Origin of the sequence: Zoogloea sp. LCSB751 (genome assembly GCF_002028455.1) — a bacterium.
In the GTDB taxonomy this organism is placed as follows: Bacteria; Pseudomonadota; Gammaproteobacteria; order Burkholderiales; family Rhodocyclaceae; genus Zoogloea.
The window spans coordinates 47912-63200 of record NZ_MWUM01000031.1; the positions used below are offsets into that span (position 1 = coordinate 47912).

A 15289-nucleotide genomic window follows, 5' to 3' on the forward strand; every position below is an offset into this window, starting at 1 on the left:
CGGATCAGGCCTTCACAGCTTCCAGTAGATCGCGGGCGGCCTTGACCCGCGCCTTGATGTCCGGCATCGACAGCTTGCGTACCAGTTTGTCCGGGCCGGACATGCGGACGCTGCGGTCCTTCTGCATCAGCAGGATGACCTTGGTCGGGTCGATCGGCGCGGTGGCGTTGAACTGCACCGACAACTGGGATTCCGACGCGTCGAGCTTGGCCACGTCGAAGGGTTTGACCAGCATGCGCAGGCGGTGGGTTTCGAGCAACGCACGGGCCTGCGGCGGCATCTCGCCGAAGCGGTCGATGAGCTCTTCCTGCAGGGCCTGCAGGTCGTCTTCCGTTTCGCAGTTGGCGAGGCGCTTGTAGAGGGTCAGGCGTTCCTGCACGTCGCTGCAGTAGTCGTTGGGCAGCAGGGCCGGGGCGTGCAGGTTGATCTCCGACACCACTTCCAGCGGCTGGCTGAGGTCCGGCTCCTTGCCCTGCTGCAGGTCGCGCACCGCGCGCTTGAGCATCTCGGTGTACAGGCTGACGCCGACCTGCTGCATCTCGCCGGACTGGTTCTCGCCGAGCACTTCGCCAGCGCCGCGGATCTCCAGATCCTGCATGGCCAGGTAAAAGCCGGAACCCAGCTCTTCCATCATGGTGATCGCTTCCAGCCGTTTCTGGGCCTGGGCGGTCGGTTTGGCGTGGGCGTCGGTGAGCAGGTAGGCGTAGGCCTGGTGATGCGAACGGCCAACCCGGCCGCGCAGCTGGTGCAACTGGGCCAGGCCGAAGCGGTCGGCCCGGTTGATGATGATGGTGTTGGCGGTCGGGATGTTGATGCCGGTCTCGATGATGGTCGTACACAGCAGCAGGTTGGCCTTCTGCGTCGTGAAGTCGCGCATCACGCGCTCCAGCTCGCGCTCCGGCAACTGGCCATGGCCGATCACGATGCGCGCCTCGGGCAGCAGCTCCTCGAGGGATTCGCGCATGTTCTCAATGGTCTCGACCTCGTTGTGCAGGAAGTACACCTGCCCGCCGCGCTTGAACTCGCGGATCACCGCCTCGCGGACGATGCCCTTGCTGTGGCGCTGCACGAAGGTCTTGATGGCGAGGCGCTTCTGCGGCGCGGTGGCGATCACCGAGAACTCCCGCAGGCCCTCCAGGGCCAGGCCCAGCGTACGCGGGATTGGCGTGGCGGTGAGGGTCAGGATGTCCACCTCGCTGCGCAGGGCCTTGAGGCCTTCTTTCTGGCGCACGCCGAAACGGTGCTCCTCGTCGATGATGACGAGGCCCAGGCGCTTGAAGGTGACGTCCTTCTGCAGCAGCCGGTGGGTGCCGATGAGAATGTCCACCTTGCCCTCGCCGAGCTGCTTGATGGCCTCGGCCTGCTCCTTGGCGCTCTTGAAGCGGGACAGCTCGGCGACCCGGATCGGCCAGTCGGCGAAGCGGTCGGCGAAGGTCTGGTAGTGTTGCTCGGCCAGCAGCGTTGTTGGGCACAGCACAACCACCTGTTTGCCATCGGCCACCGCAATGAATGCCGCACGCAGCGCAACCTCGGTCTTGCCGAAGCCCACGTCGCCGCACACCAGGCGGTCCATCGGCTTGCCGGACTTCATGTCGGCGATGACGGCTTCGATGGCAGCCAGCTGGTCCGGCGTTTCCTCGAAGCCGAAGCCTTCGGCGAAAGCCTCCAGGTCGTGCTGCTTGAAGTCGAACTTGTGGCCCTTGCGTGCTGCCCGCTGGGCGTACAGCGCGAGCAGTTCGGCGGCCGTGTCGCGGACCTGCTGGGCGGCCTTCTTCTTGGCCTTTTCCCACTGGCCGGAGCCAAGGGTGTGCAGGTTGACCGCCTCCGGGTCGGCACCGGCGTAGCGGGTGATCACATGCAGCTGGGACACCGGTACGTAGAGCTTGTCGCCGTTGGCGTATTCCAGGTGCAGGAACTCGGTCTGGCCTTCCCCGAGGTCCATGTGCACCAGGCCCATGTAACGACCGATGCCGTGGCTGGAGTGGACGACCGGGTCGCCTTCCTTCAGCTCGGACAGGTCGCGCAGCCAGCCTTCGACGGTGGCCGCCTTGCGGCTGTCGCGGCGGGTCCGGGTACGGGCGGTGGCAGCGTAGAGCTCCGACTCGGTGACGACGGCCAGCTTCGCTTCCGGCAGGATGAAGCCGGCAGCCAGCGGTCCGGTGCCCAGAGCCAGCTTGGCATCACCGCTTAGGAAGGCGTCGAAATCGGCCGTCGCAGCCGGCTTCAGGCCGTACTCGGCAAAGAATTCCGCGATGGTCTGCTGGCGGCCGGCCGATTCGGCGAGGATCAGTACGCGGCCCGGGAAGCCGTCGGTGAATGCCTTCAGGCGATGCAGCGGATCGTTGGCCTTGCGTTCCACGGACACGTCGGGCAGTGCCTGGGTTGGCCCGTCGCCGCCGGATTCCGGCAGGGCCAGGCGGGTGCGCTCCTTGAGCGCCACGAAAAAGGCTTCTTCCGACAGGAACAGCTGGTCCGGCGGCAGGATCGGCCGGGTCTTGTCGCCGCCGAGCAACTGGTGGCGGCTGCGGGCGTCCTTCCAGAAGGCCTCGATGGCGCCGGGCACGTTGCGATGGAGCAGCACCGGCGCGTTGCCGGGCAGGTAGTCGAAGAGGGTCGCGGTTTCGTCGAAGAACAGCGGAAGGTAGTACTCGATGCCGGCCGGCGCGATGCCGTGGGAGACGTCCTTGTAGATCGGGCTGCGCGACGGGTCGCCTTCGAAGGTCTCGCGGAAACGGCCGCGGAAGCGCGTGCGGCCGGTCTCGTCCATCGGGAACTCGCGGGCCGGCAGCAGGCGGACTTCCTTCACCGGGAACACCGTGCGCTGGGTGTCCGGGTCGAAGGTCTTGATGCTCTCCACTTCCTCGTCGAACAGGTCGATGCGGTAGGGCAGGGCAGCGCCCATCGGGTAGAGGTCGACCAGGCCGCCGCGCACGCTGTATTCGCCCGGCGACATGACCTGGGTGACGTGGGCGTAGCCGGCTACCGTCATCTGCATGCGCAGGCGCTCCACGTCGAGCTTCTCGCCCTGCTTGAGGAAGAAGGTGTAGGCGGCCAGGAAGGCCGGCGGTGCCAGGCGGTACAGGGCGGTGGATGCCGGCACCAGCGCAATGTCGGCCTCGCCGCGGCTGATCGCGTAGAGGGTGGACAGCCGCTCGGAGATCAGGTCCTGATGTGGCGAGAAGCTGTCGTAGGGCAGGGTTTCCCAGTCCGGCAGCAGGTGGGTGCGCAGACTGGGCGCCAGCCAGGCGATTTCGTCCGACAGGCGCTGGGCATCCAGCGGATTGGCCGTCACCACCACCAGCATCCGCCCACCGCCCGCCAGACGGGCGATCGCCAGTGCGTCGGAAGAGCCGGTACAGGCCGGCAGGTCCAGGCGCTGGCCGGGCTTGGCCTTGGCATGGGCGTCGAAAGCGGGCAGGAGATCGCGGAATGAGGGTGAGGCAGTCATGCGGAATGGTGCTGCAGCAGAAACAAGACGCGAATTATAGGCGCGGGGCTCAGGCCCGCGCGATCTGGAAAGTTTCGGAGAGCCGGCCGGTCTCGATGCCCACGTCGTTCCATGTGATCTCGACGACCTGTACGACATCGTGACGATCCTGGCGGATCAGTGTCGAGCAGCGGGTGCCGTAGCCCGGCGCGCGGATGAAGGCGCTCGACAGCATGCGCTCCCAGGCCAGGCTCACGCCGGTACGGGGTAGCTCGTTGTCGGCCGCCGGCCGGTCGTCGCGCAGCAGGACCTCGAGTGGAGCGGTGTCCGGCAGTGCGCCAAGTGCCTTGCCGAGGCGGGATTTGCCAGCCACGACCTTGGGCCACGGCGTGTCGAGCAGGTGATTGGAGAGCGCGTAGAGTCCCGGCGGAAGAATGTGTGCGGAGCCGCTGGCACTCTCATAGATGCCGAGGGCGTTGCCGTCGGAAACGAGCAGGTTGAAGGCGTTGTAGCGGGGGCCCTCGTGGAGTAAGCGGTCAAGGGCTGTCGCGGTACTTTCATCGCCGGCGAGAAAGTCCGATACCAGCTGGCCGCGGGACGGCCGCCCATCCTTCTGGCGTTGGGGGTCACGGAAGTTGGTCAGGCCGGCGAAGCGTCCGTCGCGGGAAACACCGAGCCAGGTGCCACCGGCTTCGAGATCCCGTCCGGCAAAAACCGTGGGCCGTTCGTCCCACCATGCGGCTGGGGCCGCCGGGCGGGCGAAGAACTCGTCCCGATTGGCCGCCACCACCAGCGGATAGTCCGGGTGGACCTGCCAGGCCAGCAGGATCAGGCACATGGAACGAAACGCTCGATGTGACGGCGACCGCCATCCGCAATGAAACGGTTCAGCGTGTGGCGCTCGACGGCACGCTCGAGGCTGGCTTCGAACTCCGGTACTGCCGGGACATCTTCGTAGATCTCCATCCACGTCCAGGGGTCATCGGCCTTGCGCAGGAAGCGCCCGGCAATGCCGGTTTCCCGGCGAACGTCGGCTTGCAGCAGTTGCAGGACCCGGGCAAGATCGGCTTCGGCGCCGATCCGCACCGGGTAGTAGATGTAGTAATGGGACAGGGACAAGGAGCGGACTCAGGGCAGGGCGTAGGGCAGCGGAAGGAACTGGACGGTCGGGCCGGTCGGTGAGCCGAGATGTACTTCGGTCGATTCGGCGCTGGACGTTTGCAGCACCACCAGTGCGTCGTAACCGTTGTCGGGTGCCGGTGCCGCGATGACCACCTTGCCGGCCGACTGGTCGCCGAACTCGGGGGAGTAGACATCGGTACCGGCGGCCGGCGGTGCTTCGGTTTCCGTATGTACGCGGAACATCCGCTTCTTCAGCTTGCCGAGATAGTGGGTGCGGGCAACGATTTCCTGGCCCGGGTAGCAGCCCTTGTTGAAGCTCACGCCGCCGATCAGCTCGTAGTTGAGCATCTGGGCGACGAACTCCTCCTGGATCGGCTGGGTCACGGTGGGCAAGCCTTCGCTGATGTCGATCCATTGCCAGGCTGCCGAGCCGGCCGGCACGGCGCCGGCCGCGACGAACTTGTCCCACAGCCCCGCGGCCTCGGAAAGCGGCGCCGACACGATGAAGCGCGCGCCATCCAGGCGTACGACCGTTGCGACGCCGGAGGCAGTAGCCCGCGGTGCACCGGGAATGTGCAGTCCGGCGGCTTCGAGCGCGGCACCCGCCTGCGGGCCGGCCAGGCCGATCAGCACGCTGTCGCCGCTGTCATCCATCAGGCGCACCTTGGAGCGCAGGATGAACATGGACAGCTTCTTCAGCATCGCTGCGTGAATGTCTGCGGACAAGGCCAGCAGGTAGTCACTGCCTTCCCGCCACAGCAGGAGGTTGGCGAGCATGCGCCCCTTCGGGCTGTTGAAGCTGGTGAGCTGGGCTTCGTTGGGGCCGAGCTTCTTCACGTCGTTGGAGAAGAGGTTGTGGAGCAGCACGCTGGCGTCCTCTCCACTGGCGCGGATTGCGCCGAGGTGATGCAGCGGCACCACCACGGTACCCTGGGCGGCAAGTGCCACATCCTGCCGTTCGTCATCATGGAACTTGACGGAGAAGTCAGAAAAACTCGCGCCTTTCGCGCCCAGATAGTTTTGCCAAGTTGCGTTCATCAGTCGTGTCCTGTCGCAAAAACGAGTCTCAAAGCGGTTTGCGCTATTATAGGGGCGCTGCCGCACGGGGGTTGCCGAGTGCTATTGAAGCAATAATCAAGCCCTCGTAAATCTGCCAGGACATCCTCCTTTCTTCACTCCATTCGTTCGTTTCCGACGCGCCAAGTTCCCTGATGAAGCGCCTGTTTTTTCGTTTGATTGCTCTGCTCCTGTTGTGTGCTGTCGGTGCCCTCGGGCTATTGGCATGGTTCGCACACACGCCGGTGCATTTACGCCAAAGCCCCCTCGATTTCACCATCGAGCCCGGCTCGCCGATGAAGCAGGTAGCCCGCCAAGTGGTCGAGGCGGGTATCGACGTCGAGCCCTTTGCCCTTGTCCTCCTTTCCAGAATGACCCGCCAGGCCAACGGGATCAAGGCTGGAAGCTATGAGGTCGAGACGGGCGTCACGCCGCGGGGGCTGCTCGACAAGCTCACCCGCGGTGACGTCAGCCAGGCCGAACTACCGCTGATCGAGGGCTGGAGTTTCCGCCAGTTCAGGAACGCGCTGGATCGTCATCCCGATCTGCGCCACGACAGCGCCGGCCTGGGAGATGCGGAGATCCTGCGGCGGATCGGCGCCGCGGCGACTCATCCCGAAGGACTGTTCTTTCCCGATACCTACCTGTTCGCCAAGCGCAGCAGTGACCTTGACATCCTGCGCCGCGCCTATCGGCAACAGCAGAAGGTCCTGCTGCGGGAGTGGGAGCAGCGCACCGACGGCCTGCCGTACAGGGACCCCTATCAGGCCCTGATCATGGCATCTCTCATCGAGAAGGAAACCGGACAGGCCAAAGATCGGCCACTGGTCGCCTCGGTCTTCATCAACCGCCTGCAGGCCGGCATGCTGCTGCAGACGGACCCGACGGTGATCTACGGGCTCGGGACGGATTTCGACGGCAACCTGCGCAAGTACCACCTGCAGAGCGACTCTCCCTACAACACCTACATCCGGCCCGGGCTACCGCCGACGCCGATCGCGATGCCCGGTGTCGCCGCGCTGCGGGCGGCACTCCATCCGCCGCAGACCGGATATCTGTATTTTGTCGCCCGCGGTGACGGCTCCAGCGCATTCTCGCGTACCCTCGACGAACACAACCGGGCAGTGGCCCAGTACATCCGGAAACGCAACCCGTGAAATCCCGCTTCATTACTTTCGAAGGCATCGACGGTGCCGGCAAGAGCAGCCAGATCGCCGCGGCTGTCGCATTGATCGAATCCCGCGGCGTCGAGGTCGTACAGACCCGCGAGCCGGGCGGCACGCCGCTCGGCGAGAAGCTGCGCGAGATCGTGCTGCACGAATCGATGCACCTGGAAACCGAGGCGCTGCTGATGTTCGCGGCACGTCGGGAACATCTGGCACAGCGCATCGAGCCAGCCCTCGCTGCTGGCAAGTGGGTGGTGTCGGACCGCTTCACCGATGCGACCTACGCCTACCAGGTCGGCGGACGCGGGCTGGACGAAAGCCGTTTTGCGGCCCTGGAGCAATGGGTGCATCCCCACCTGCAGCCTGATCTCACGCTGATCTTCGACCTTGACCCGAAGGTCGCGGCCCAGCGTCTCGCCGGCACCGGCAATGCGCCCGACCGTTTCGAGCGGGAACAGGCCGATTTCTTTGCCCGCGTGCGCAATGCCTATCTCAGGCGCGCCGCGGCGGCGGCGCAACGCGTTAAGGTGGTGGATGCCGGCAACGATCCGGAAACCATCCGTGCCGAGGTGGCGGACATCCTCCTGCGGAACTGCTTCCAATGATCTTCGAATGGCAGGCGCCCCTGTGGCAGCGGGCAGTGGATCGGGCTGAACGCATGCCCCATGCGCTGCTGTTTGCCGGCCCGGCCGGCGGCGGCAAACGCGTCTTTGCCGAAGCGCTGGCAGCCCGTGTGCTGTGCGCCAGTCCGGGGCCCGACGGCCACGCCTGCGGCGTTTGCGAGGACTGTCTGTGGCGTCAGGCCGGCAATCACCCGGACCTGCTGCGCGTGGTGCCGGAGGCCGACCAGGAGGAGCGCGGCGAAGGCGCCGCCGAGAAGCCGGAGGGAGGCAAGGCGGCCAGCCGTCAGATCGTCATCGAGCAGATCCGCGATCTGCAGCAGGTGCTGACCACCGGCGGACACCGGGGCAGCCAGCGGGTCGTCATCGTCGATCCTGCCGAGGCGATGAACGTGTTCACCGCCAACGCGTTGCTCAAGCTGCTGGAGGAGCCGACCACCAACGTACAGTTCCTGCTCGTCTCCTCGTCCCCCAAGCGCCTGCTGCCGACCATCCGCAGTCGTTGCCAGACCTGGGCGTTCTCTCGTCCGCCGGCCATGGCGGCCGCCCGCTGGCTGGCCGAACGGCAGGTCGCCGATGCCGAAGCGCTGCTCGCGTTTTCTGGCGGCATGCCGCTGGCAGCGTCGGAGCTGGCGGAAGGCGGCGGCGCGGCGGCCTTGCGGCGTTTCGTTGCCGACGTGAGCGCCATGCCGGCCAAGGCGCCCTTGAGGCTGGCGGGGGAGTGGGACAGTTGGCTGAAGAGCAAGGATGCCCAGTCCAGTGGGCTGGACATGGCGACCCTGACCGGTTGGATGCAGCGTTGGGTCGCCGACCTGGTCAGCCTCCGCCTCGGCGGGCCGGTGCGTTTCTTCCCGACCCGGCTGAGTGCGTTGCAGGCCATCGCGGATAGGCTGTCCGTGAATACGGCCCTCGGCTGTTACAATGACATCACCCAGTCGCGACGTGTGGCGCAACATCCGCTCAACGCGCGGCTCTTTCTCGAAGACATGCTTCTGCGGTATGCCCGGAGTATTCAGGCGACCGCTACGACGGTGCGCCGATGAATGAACCCGTGAGGCGGCCGGCACAGGCCCGGCCCAGCGTCCTGTCCCTGAACATCAGCTCGAAGTCGGCGCTGTACGCCGCCTACATGCCTTTCATCAAGAATGGCGGGATCTTTGTACCCACGGCTCGGGAATACAAGCTGGGCGACGAGATCTTCATGCTGCTGCAGATCATGGACGACCCGACCAAACATCCAGTGGCCGGCACTGTCGTCTGGCAGACGCCGGCAGGTGCCCAGGGGAACAAGACCCAGGGCATCGGCGTCAAGTTCAGCGAGGATGAGGCCGGCCACGTGTTGCGTAACCGGATCGAACAGATTCTGGCGGGCCACCTGGGCTCGTCGCGACCCACCCACACGATTTGAACTGCTTGGTTCCACTTCTCATTGCCTCGTAATGCTTGTTGATTCCCACTGTCATATCGATTTCCCCGACCTGATCGAAGATGAAGCCGGGGTGCTGGCCCGCATGGTCGACAACGGTGTCACTCACGCCCTGTGCGTCAGCGTGAAGCTTGAAACTCTGCCGGGCATCCTGGCGCTGGCGGAACGCCACGCCAATGTGTTCGCGTCAGTCGGGGTGCACCCGGACAACGCCGACTGCGAGGAGCCGGACGAGGAACGTCTGCTGGCTCTGGCTGCCCATCCCAAGGTGGTGGCGATCGGCGAGACCGGGCTCGACTACTACTGGCACAAGGACGCACCTGAATGGCAACGGGTGCGTTTTCGTACCCACATCCGCGCCGCCCGCCGTAGCGCCAAGCCGCTGATCATCCACACCCGCGATTCGGCAGCCGACACCATCCGCCTGATGCGCGAGGAAGATGCCGGGTCCGCCGGTGGCGTGATGCACTGTTTTACGGAAACCCGCGAGGTCGCCGAGCAGGCCCTTGACCTGGGTTTCCATATTTCCTTCTCCGGCATCGTCAGCTTCAAGAACGCCGAAGCCCTGCGGGATGTGGCGCGTTACGTGCCTGCCGAGCGCCTTCTGGTGGAAACCGACGCTCCCTACCTGGCGCCAGTACCGTATCGGGGCAAGACCAACCAGCCCGCCTATGTCCGTCATGTCGCGGAAGCCGTTGCGGCGGCGCGCGGTGAAACGCTGGCCGCCATCGCAGAGCGAACGACCCAGAACTTCTTCCGGCTCTTCAAGGACGCGCAGCCGTCATGAAATCTGCTCTCAAGCTTCGTAGTCTGCGTGTGCTGGGCGCCTGTCTGATCGGCCTCCAGTTATGCTCCCCGGCCAGCGCGGCCTCCCTGGACGATCTGCTCAATGCCGCCAAGGTCGGCGACGCTGCGGAAGTGGCGCAACTGGTGAAGCGGGGAATGGATGTGAACTCGACCGACCCCAACGGTAACACCTTGCTGATTCTTGCCACTCGGGAGGGGCAGCCCAAGGTTGTAGCCGAACTGCTCAAGCAGCGGGGGATCAAGCTGAATGCGCGCAACAGTGCGGGTGACAGTGCCCTGATGCTGGCCAGTCTGCGCGGCCTGACCGACATTGCCCACCAACTGCTTGAAGCCGGCGCCGCGTTCGACCACTCAGGCTGGAATCCATTGCTGTACGCCGCCTTCGAGGGCCGCCTGTCCATCGTCAGCCTGCTGCTTGAAAAGGGCGCCAATCCCAATGTGCTGGCACCCAATCAGACGACGCCGCTGATGTTTGCGGCCCGCAACGGGCACGAAGATGTCGTGCGCGCGCTGCTGAAAGCAGGCGCGAACATCGACTGGAAAAACGACCAGAATGAAAGCGCCGAAAGCTGGGCGGGCAAGAACCGCAACACGGATATCGTGGAACTGATTCAGGCCGAACGGAAGGCTCGGGCCAGCAAGTTGCGCATCGAGATCAATTGACCCGGTAGCGGTAGCGTCGGCTATGATCCAGGCGCCAGGGCAGGGACGGCGCGACCTGTCGCAAAACGCCGACGCCGACCAGCGCCAGCAGGGCGGGCACTGCGGCCTGTATGCCGTAACCCCCGGCCAGCAGAACGCCCACCAAAACACCCGTGACCATCAGAATGCGGCAAATCAAGGTTTCCATCATCGACTCCTCAACACGATATTGAAGCCCGGCTGGGCGAATGAGCGGATGCACATGAAGCTGATCAGCTGCTCGATCCGGCACCGCGTTCTCGACGACTGTGATTATATACAGCAAACTGCTGTACGCAAGTCCAGTAGTCTGATTTCGTCCGTCCTGTCGAGCTGGTTCGCGTCCAGCCGGATATCTCACTATCCATGTCCATCACCTACACCACCGTGGTGCCGCTGCGTCCGCTGGACGAGATCACCGTTCCCGCCGGGCTCGATGGCCACGACGGCGCCAACCGCGCCGACCCGGCACGCTTGCAGATCCAGGCCAACACAGACGCGGACGCGATCCGCTGCTTCCTGTCCGAGTACGATCGTTCGCCGGGCACCTACCGGATCTACCAGCGGGAGTGCGAGCGGCTGCTGTTGTGGTCGCTGGTGGACTGTGGCCGGCCCTTGTCCAGCCTCAACCGGCAGGACTTCGAGGGTTATCTGAACTTCCTCGCCGACCCGCAGCCGGCTGAGCTGTGGTGCGGCGCCAAGGTCAGCCGGACCTCGGAGAAATGGCGCCCCTTCGTCGGTCCGCTCAGCGAGAGCGCCGTGCTCACGGCGATGGCGGCCATCAATTCGCTGATGACCTACCTCGTGGATGCGGGCTACCTGCAGGGTAACCCGCTGGGCCTGATCCGCCAGCGTCGCCGCAAGATGTCCGGCGAGGTCACTGGTCCGCTGAGGGCAGTCGCACAGACCGAAGAGATGGAAAAGGTCGAGCGCTTTCTCGACCAGCAGATGTGGGATGCGGTGACGTCAGCCATCGAGGCGATGCCGCGGGATGCCGAACGGGGCCGCGACGAATACGAGCGGGCACGCTTCATCGCCGCCATCCTGTACATGCTGGCGCCCCGCGCCGGCGAACTGGAATCTCACCGCATGAACAGCTTCCGCGAGGAACGCGGCTTGTGGTGGTGGCATGTGGTAGGCAAGGGCGGCAAGAAGGCCAAGGTGCCGGTGGCGGACGACATGCTGCAGGCGCTGATCCGCTACCGCAAGCACTTGGGACTCACCGCCGTGCCGCGCCGGGACGACACCACGCCGCTGCTGGTGTCGGTTAAGAACGGCAGTCCGATCACTGCCCGCCGCCTGAACCAGATTCTCAAGCAGATTTTCAGTGCCGCGGCGGAACGTTTGCCGCCCGAAGCCGAGCACAAGAAGGAAAAGCTGCGCGCCGCGTCGGCCCACTGGGGGCGCCATACCGGCATCACCGCCAAGCTCGACAGCGGCATCAATGAGCGCTTCGTGCAGAAGGATGCCCGCCATACGGATGCCCGCACGACGCAGCGCTACATCCACGAGGAAGAAGAGCGCTGGCACGAAGAGGCGCAGAAACAGCGCCTGCCCTGGACCGGAAAGAAATAGTCCGGCCGTATTGCCGGGCGGCACGCGGATAACGGTGCGCCTGGTGGGTTTCGCGCATTTCGGGAGGTGCTGGACAGCGGCATTCGGGTATTTATGGCTCGAACAAATCGCTGATCGTCAATCCGCTCAAGGTCAGCCAGCCGATGGGCGCCGACCGTATTCCCAGCGAATCCGGTGCCCGTTCGATGATTTTTCGAACGTGGGCTTTGACTGATTCATGGTATGTCCTGGGCGACGAGAGGGGACGTATCCCCTGCAGGCAAGAGGTGGGCCACCCGGTCAATCCCGATGGAATGCGAACGCATGCCGCATCCCACGGTGCGGCAGGTTTCAGCCGTGATCGCCGTAGCGTACGTAAGCGAACGTCCATAGTGGACTATGTACTCGCCCGCACATGAATTCCTCACAGCCATACCGTTATAAATATAACGGTAAACGGTTTGTAACGTATGTTATCTTCTTGACTGTCTAATATCTGGTCGTACTTGTGCGGAGGGGAACAGTCCATGGCACGCAGTAGCAGCGTCAATTTCGAAGCCGTCGAGCAAATCTGCTTTCAATTGCTCGCCCAAGGCGAAAATCCGTCATTCAACCTGGTCTATGCGGAGCTCGGCAACAAGGGGTCCAGCGAGGTCGTCCAGCGTTATATCGACCAGTGGCGCCGTGAAACCGGTGCGACCTTCTTCCGCAAGCGCAGCGTTCCGGGAATGCCGGATGAACTTGTTTCGTCGGCAGATGGTTTCATGGCCAAGGTCTGGTCCCTGTCGCTCAATCACGCCGAGCAGGTGTTTGCGGCCCAGCGTCAGGTACTGGAACAGGAGCAGGATGCTTACCGTGCCCGTCTGCAGGCGGCCGAGCTGCGGATCGAGCAGCAGGATGCATCCGCGGCGCAAGCCGCCGCGCAACTCGAATCCCTGAACGAGGCCCTGCGTGTCGGGGAGGCGACCATCGCGGAATTGCGCCTCCAGGCACAGGAATTCCAGCGGCAGAAGGACGTGCTGGATAGCCGGATCAAGATGCTCGAGGAAGTGGCAGAGGTCCGCGAGCAAAAGTTCACAGCCGAATCCGAGCGACTGACCAAGCTGCTGCAGAGCGATCGCGACCGTTACAGCGCCTCCCTGAAGGAAGAACAGGATCGCGGTGCCCTTGAGCGCGAACTGCTGGTAAAGCAGATCGACCAGGTTCGTCAGGAAAAGCTGGGCGACATCATGGCCATGCGTCAGCAGTTGGCCAACCGCGAAGAGCGTGAAGGCAAACTGCGGGAACAGACCGAGGAGGCCAAGGCGACCCTTCGCGAGGCTTTGTCGAAGAGTCGCCAGATCGAAACATCCCTCGCAGCGGCCGAAGGCCGGATCGAGCGTCTGCAGGCGCAACTCAAGGTGGCCACCGAGGCCGCACACGGCAAGGAGTCTGCCGTGGCGGCCGCCGAAGCCCGCGCACGTGCGGTCGAGGAGGTGCGCCTGGCCGAAACGGTCCGTGCCCAACGGGCTGAAACACTGCTTGCCGAAGCGCTGGCCGAAATCGGGCAGCTCAAGAAGCAGGGCGCCTGAAAAGAGTAGGGGGCGTCAGCCCCTGGGTATCCTGACCCAACCTTCCATCAGGATGCGCGCCGTACGGCTCATCGAGACCTGATCCACGCGCCAGCTCCCGTCGGTTTGGCTGACCCCGGCGGTAATGCTGAGTGTTCCGGATGGGTGACCGAAGACCAGTTCGCCGTCCTGGTGGGGCTGCATGAGGGCATGGGGCAGTGTGCCCGGAATCGCTGCCGCCGCGGCCAAGGCCACCGCGCCCGTACCCGTCATGGCGTGATGCAATTGCCCCATGGAGAAGATGCGTGCGGTCAGCTGAATGTCGGCGGCGGCGACAGGCCGTCCGTCACTGGCGAGATACCCGGCCGGTTCGGCGAGCAACATCAGTTTGGGCGTATGGGGGCGGTTCGCCGTGGCTTCCGCACAGGTTTCGGCGAGTCCCATCACCACCGCGCCGGCGGCCCGGATCGTTTCGGCCCGGGCCAGCAGGTCCGCGTCGGCATTGACCACTGCCGGCATCTCGGTTCCCGTCAGGCCGAGATCGGCCGCGCGGATGAAAATCGTCGGATTGCCGGCATTGATGAGCGTCGCAGCCATCTCGCCGACACCAGGGACGGCGAGTTCTTATGTTGTGGCAGGCCGGTCGGAAACAGCGCTCCGCCATCGGTACTGCCGTCATCCCCGGCCGGATCCGTGAAGCTCAGGGAAACCTCGGCGGCAGGGAATGGCACGCCATCCAGCATTAACTGACCGGTTGGCCGTCGGCCATCGGAACCGGGCCAGGATCTGGCGCCGGATGCTTACCTGCCAGATCCTGACCGTGGCAATACCGTTCGGCGGTACCGCTACGAGTCCGCTGTGGATCGCAAATGGCCCCACGGCGGCACTGAGATTGCCGCAGTTGCCGGACCAATCGATGACCGGTCTGTCGACCGATACCGCCCCGAAAAGATAGTCCACATCGTTGTCGGCACGTGGCGAACGGGAAGCCACCACGACCTTACTGGTGCTGGACGTGGCGCCACCCATGCCATCGATCTGTTTTCGATAGGGATCGGGACTGCCGATCACCCGCAGCAGAGAAAGAACACGCCCTTACTCGTACCGCCGCGCATGAAAACGGCGGGAATGCGAAGCTGGGGTAAGCGGCCTGAATCGTAGTAAGTCATTGAGAAGTCAGGAGGAGTTTCGATTGGGACGTCGGGGTATTCTATGCTCAGGATTGCCAGTGTGCTGAACGTGTAGTTATCAGAACTCGCAGGTGATGTAGAGCGTCCCGAAGTAGGCGGTGAGATACTTCATTTACTTCTGAAAACAGTAATTTTCAGAAGTAAATTTACGTGGTGCTTGGTTATCCCGGCGCTGCCTTTCAAGCGCTTTGTGTCTCTCCGGGCTCTGACAGCTCTCCGAACTAATTTCTATGCATTTCCGGAACTAACCCTTATCTGCTCCCGGCTAGCAACTATGCGTTAAGTTTAGTTCCAAGGCAAAAAAGCTCGCCTGGAACTAAAGCCTGTTCAACTAGTCGCTGAACCTGTACGCAGGCTTTACTTCCAAAGTCCGTTTCCGCATGGGCATTTGAGATGGTGCCGACGCACTGACGGCTGGTCATTATCTAGGCCGTCTGACCGCCGCCGACCGCGTTAAGCTGCGATGAACGTCCGCAGCGAGCCGGAGAAAGCCGGTGCTCGCACGGCTACAACTCTATGACACCAAGAACCGGCGCCTCCTCGTCCCAGCCGCCGTAACTGTGCTCCCGTGTCAGCTTAGTTAGGCGCCACAGGTAAAGTGACCATCGGCTTCATCTTTCACTCGCTCTGCGGCCTATCCAAGCGCCCCGCTAGCGATGTGCCAACCAGGCCGCTAGGCTCCAATGGAAG

General features: G+C 64.1%; 16 protein-coding genes. 8 read left to right on the forward strand and 8 right to left on the reverse strand.

The annotated features are described in order from the left end of the window. Nucleotides 1–4: 4 nt before the first annotated feature. The 4 genes from mfd to B4920_RS23045 are packed head-to-tail and all read right to left on the reverse strand — an operon-like array spanning nucleotide 5 to nucleotide 5587. Nucleotides 5–3448, reverse strand: a complete 3444-nt coding sequence (gene mfd / locus B4920_RS23030; RefSeq protein WP_079437027.1) for a transcription-repair coupling factor — start codon at nucleotides 3446–3448, stop codon at nucleotides 5–7. Between the two features lie 49 nt (nucleotides 3449–3497). After that, nucleotides 3498–4265: an NRDE family protein gene (locus B4920_RS23035; RefSeq protein ID WP_079437028.1), complete on the reverse strand. Its 768-nt coding sequence runs from the start codon at nucleotides 4263–4265 to the stop codon at nucleotides 3498–3500. Beyond that, nucleotides 4256–4546, reverse strand: coding sequence for a DUF4936 family protein (locus B4920_RS23040; RefSeq protein ID WP_079437029.1), 291 nt, complete (start codon nucleotides 4544–4546; stop codon nucleotides 4256–4258). Before B4920_RS23040 ends, B4920_RS23035 begins: the two co-directional genes overlap by 10 nt. A gap of 9 nt (nucleotides 4547–4555) precedes the next feature. Further along, nucleotides 4556–5587, reverse strand: coding sequence for a folate-binding protein YgfZ (locus tag B4920_RS23045; protein ID WP_079437030.1), 1032 nt, complete (start codon nucleotides 5585–5587; stop codon nucleotides 4556–4558). A 173-nt stretch (nucleotides 5588–5760) separates the two neighbouring features. Here B4920_RS23045 and mltG point away from each other — a divergent pair, with 173 nt between their 5' ends. The 6 genes from mltG to B4920_RS23075 are packed head-to-tail and all read left to right on the forward strand — an operon-like array spanning nucleotide 5761 to nucleotide 10287. Beyond that, nucleotides 5761–6762: an endolytic transglycosylase MltG gene (gene mltG, locus B4920_RS23050; protein ID WP_079437031.1), complete on the forward strand. Its 1002-nt coding sequence runs from the start codon at nucleotides 5761–5763 to the stop codon at nucleotides 6760–6762. Beyond that, nucleotides 6759–7376 (forward strand): dTMP kinase, encoded by a 618-nt coding sequence (gene tmk, locus B4920_RS23055; RefSeq protein ID WP_254051029.1) that lies wholly within the window; start codon nucleotides 6759–6761, stop codon nucleotides 7374–7376. Before mltG ends, tmk begins: the two co-directional genes overlap by 4 nt. Then, nucleotides 7373–8434: a DNA polymerase III subunit delta' gene (gene holB, locus B4920_RS23060; RefSeq protein ID WP_079437033.1), complete on the forward strand. Its 1062-nt coding sequence runs from the start codon at nucleotides 7373–7375 to the stop codon at nucleotides 8432–8434. The genes tmk and holB overlap by 4 nt, the downstream gene beginning before the upstream one ends. Next, complete coding sequence (locus B4920_RS23065; protein WP_079437034.1) at nucleotides 8431–8799, forward strand: PilZ domain-containing protein; 369 nt, start codon at nucleotides 8431–8433, stop codon at nucleotides 8797–8799. The genes holB and B4920_RS23065 overlap by 4 nt, the downstream gene beginning before the upstream one ends. 31 nt (nucleotides 8800–8830) lie before the next feature. Further along, nucleotides 8831–9604 carry a TatD family hydrolase gene (locus B4920_RS23070; protein WP_079437035.1) on the forward strand — a complete coding sequence of 258 codons (774 nt, stop codon included), beginning with the start codon at nucleotides 8831–8833 and terminating at the stop codon, nucleotides 9602–9604. Nucleotides 9605–9633: 29 nt separating this feature from the next. Then, nucleotides 9634–10287: an ankyrin repeat domain-containing protein gene (locus B4920_RS23075; RefSeq protein ID WP_254051030.1), complete on the forward strand. Its 654-nt coding sequence runs from the start codon at nucleotides 9634–9636 to the stop codon at nucleotides 10285–10287. On the opposite strand, the gene B4920_RS23080 is transcribed toward B4920_RS23075, so the two are convergent. After that, nucleotides 10280–10474, reverse strand: a complete 195-nt coding sequence (locus B4920_RS23080; RefSeq protein ID WP_079437037.1) for a hypothetical protein — start codon at nucleotides 10472–10474, stop codon at nucleotides 10280–10282. The two genes, B4920_RS23075 and B4920_RS23080, sit on opposite strands and share 8 nt — an antisense overlap. Nucleotides 10475–10671: 197 nt before the next feature. On the opposite strand from B4920_RS23080, the gene B4920_RS23085 reads away from it, so the two are divergent. Both B4920_RS23085 and B4920_RS23090 read left to right on the forward strand, forming a co-directional pair. Next, nucleotides 10672–11880: a site-specific integrase gene (locus tag B4920_RS23085; RefSeq protein ID WP_079437038.1), complete on the forward strand. Its 1209-nt coding sequence runs from the start codon at nucleotides 10672–10674 to the stop codon at nucleotides 11878–11880. 506 nt (nucleotides 11881–12386) lie between these two features. Then, nucleotides 12387–13430, forward strand: coding sequence for a DNA-binding protein (locus B4920_RS23090; protein WP_079437039.1), 1044 nt, complete (start codon nucleotides 12387–12389; stop codon nucleotides 13428–13430). A 15-nt stretch (nucleotides 13431–13445) separates the two neighbouring features. Here the strand turns inward: B4920_RS23090 and B4920_RS30600 are convergent, their stop codons facing one another. Genes B4920_RS30600 through B4920_RS30610 form a run of 3 tightly spaced genes read right to left on the reverse strand, consistent with a single transcriptional unit; the run spans nucleotide 13446 to nucleotide 14438 of the window. After that, entirely contained in the window at nucleotides 13446–14006 is a 561-nt protein-coding gene (locus B4920_RS30600) for a PrpF domain-containing protein (RefSeq protein ID WP_254051031.1), read from the reverse strand. Beyond that, nucleotides 13940–14152 carry a PrpF domain-containing protein gene (locus B4920_RS30605; protein WP_254051032.1) on the reverse strand — a complete coding sequence of 71 codons (213 nt, stop codon included), beginning with the start codon at nucleotides 14150–14152 and terminating at the stop codon, nucleotides 13940–13942. The genes B4920_RS30600 and B4920_RS30605 overlap by 67 nt, the downstream gene beginning before the upstream one ends. After that, nucleotides 14085–14438, reverse strand: coding sequence for a PrpF domain-containing protein (locus B4920_RS30610; protein ID WP_368664736.1), 354 nt, complete (start codon nucleotides 14436–14438; stop codon nucleotides 14085–14087). The genes B4920_RS30605 and B4920_RS30610 overlap by 68 nt, the downstream gene beginning before the upstream one ends. Between the last annotated feature and the right edge of the window lie 851 nt (nucleotides 14439–15289).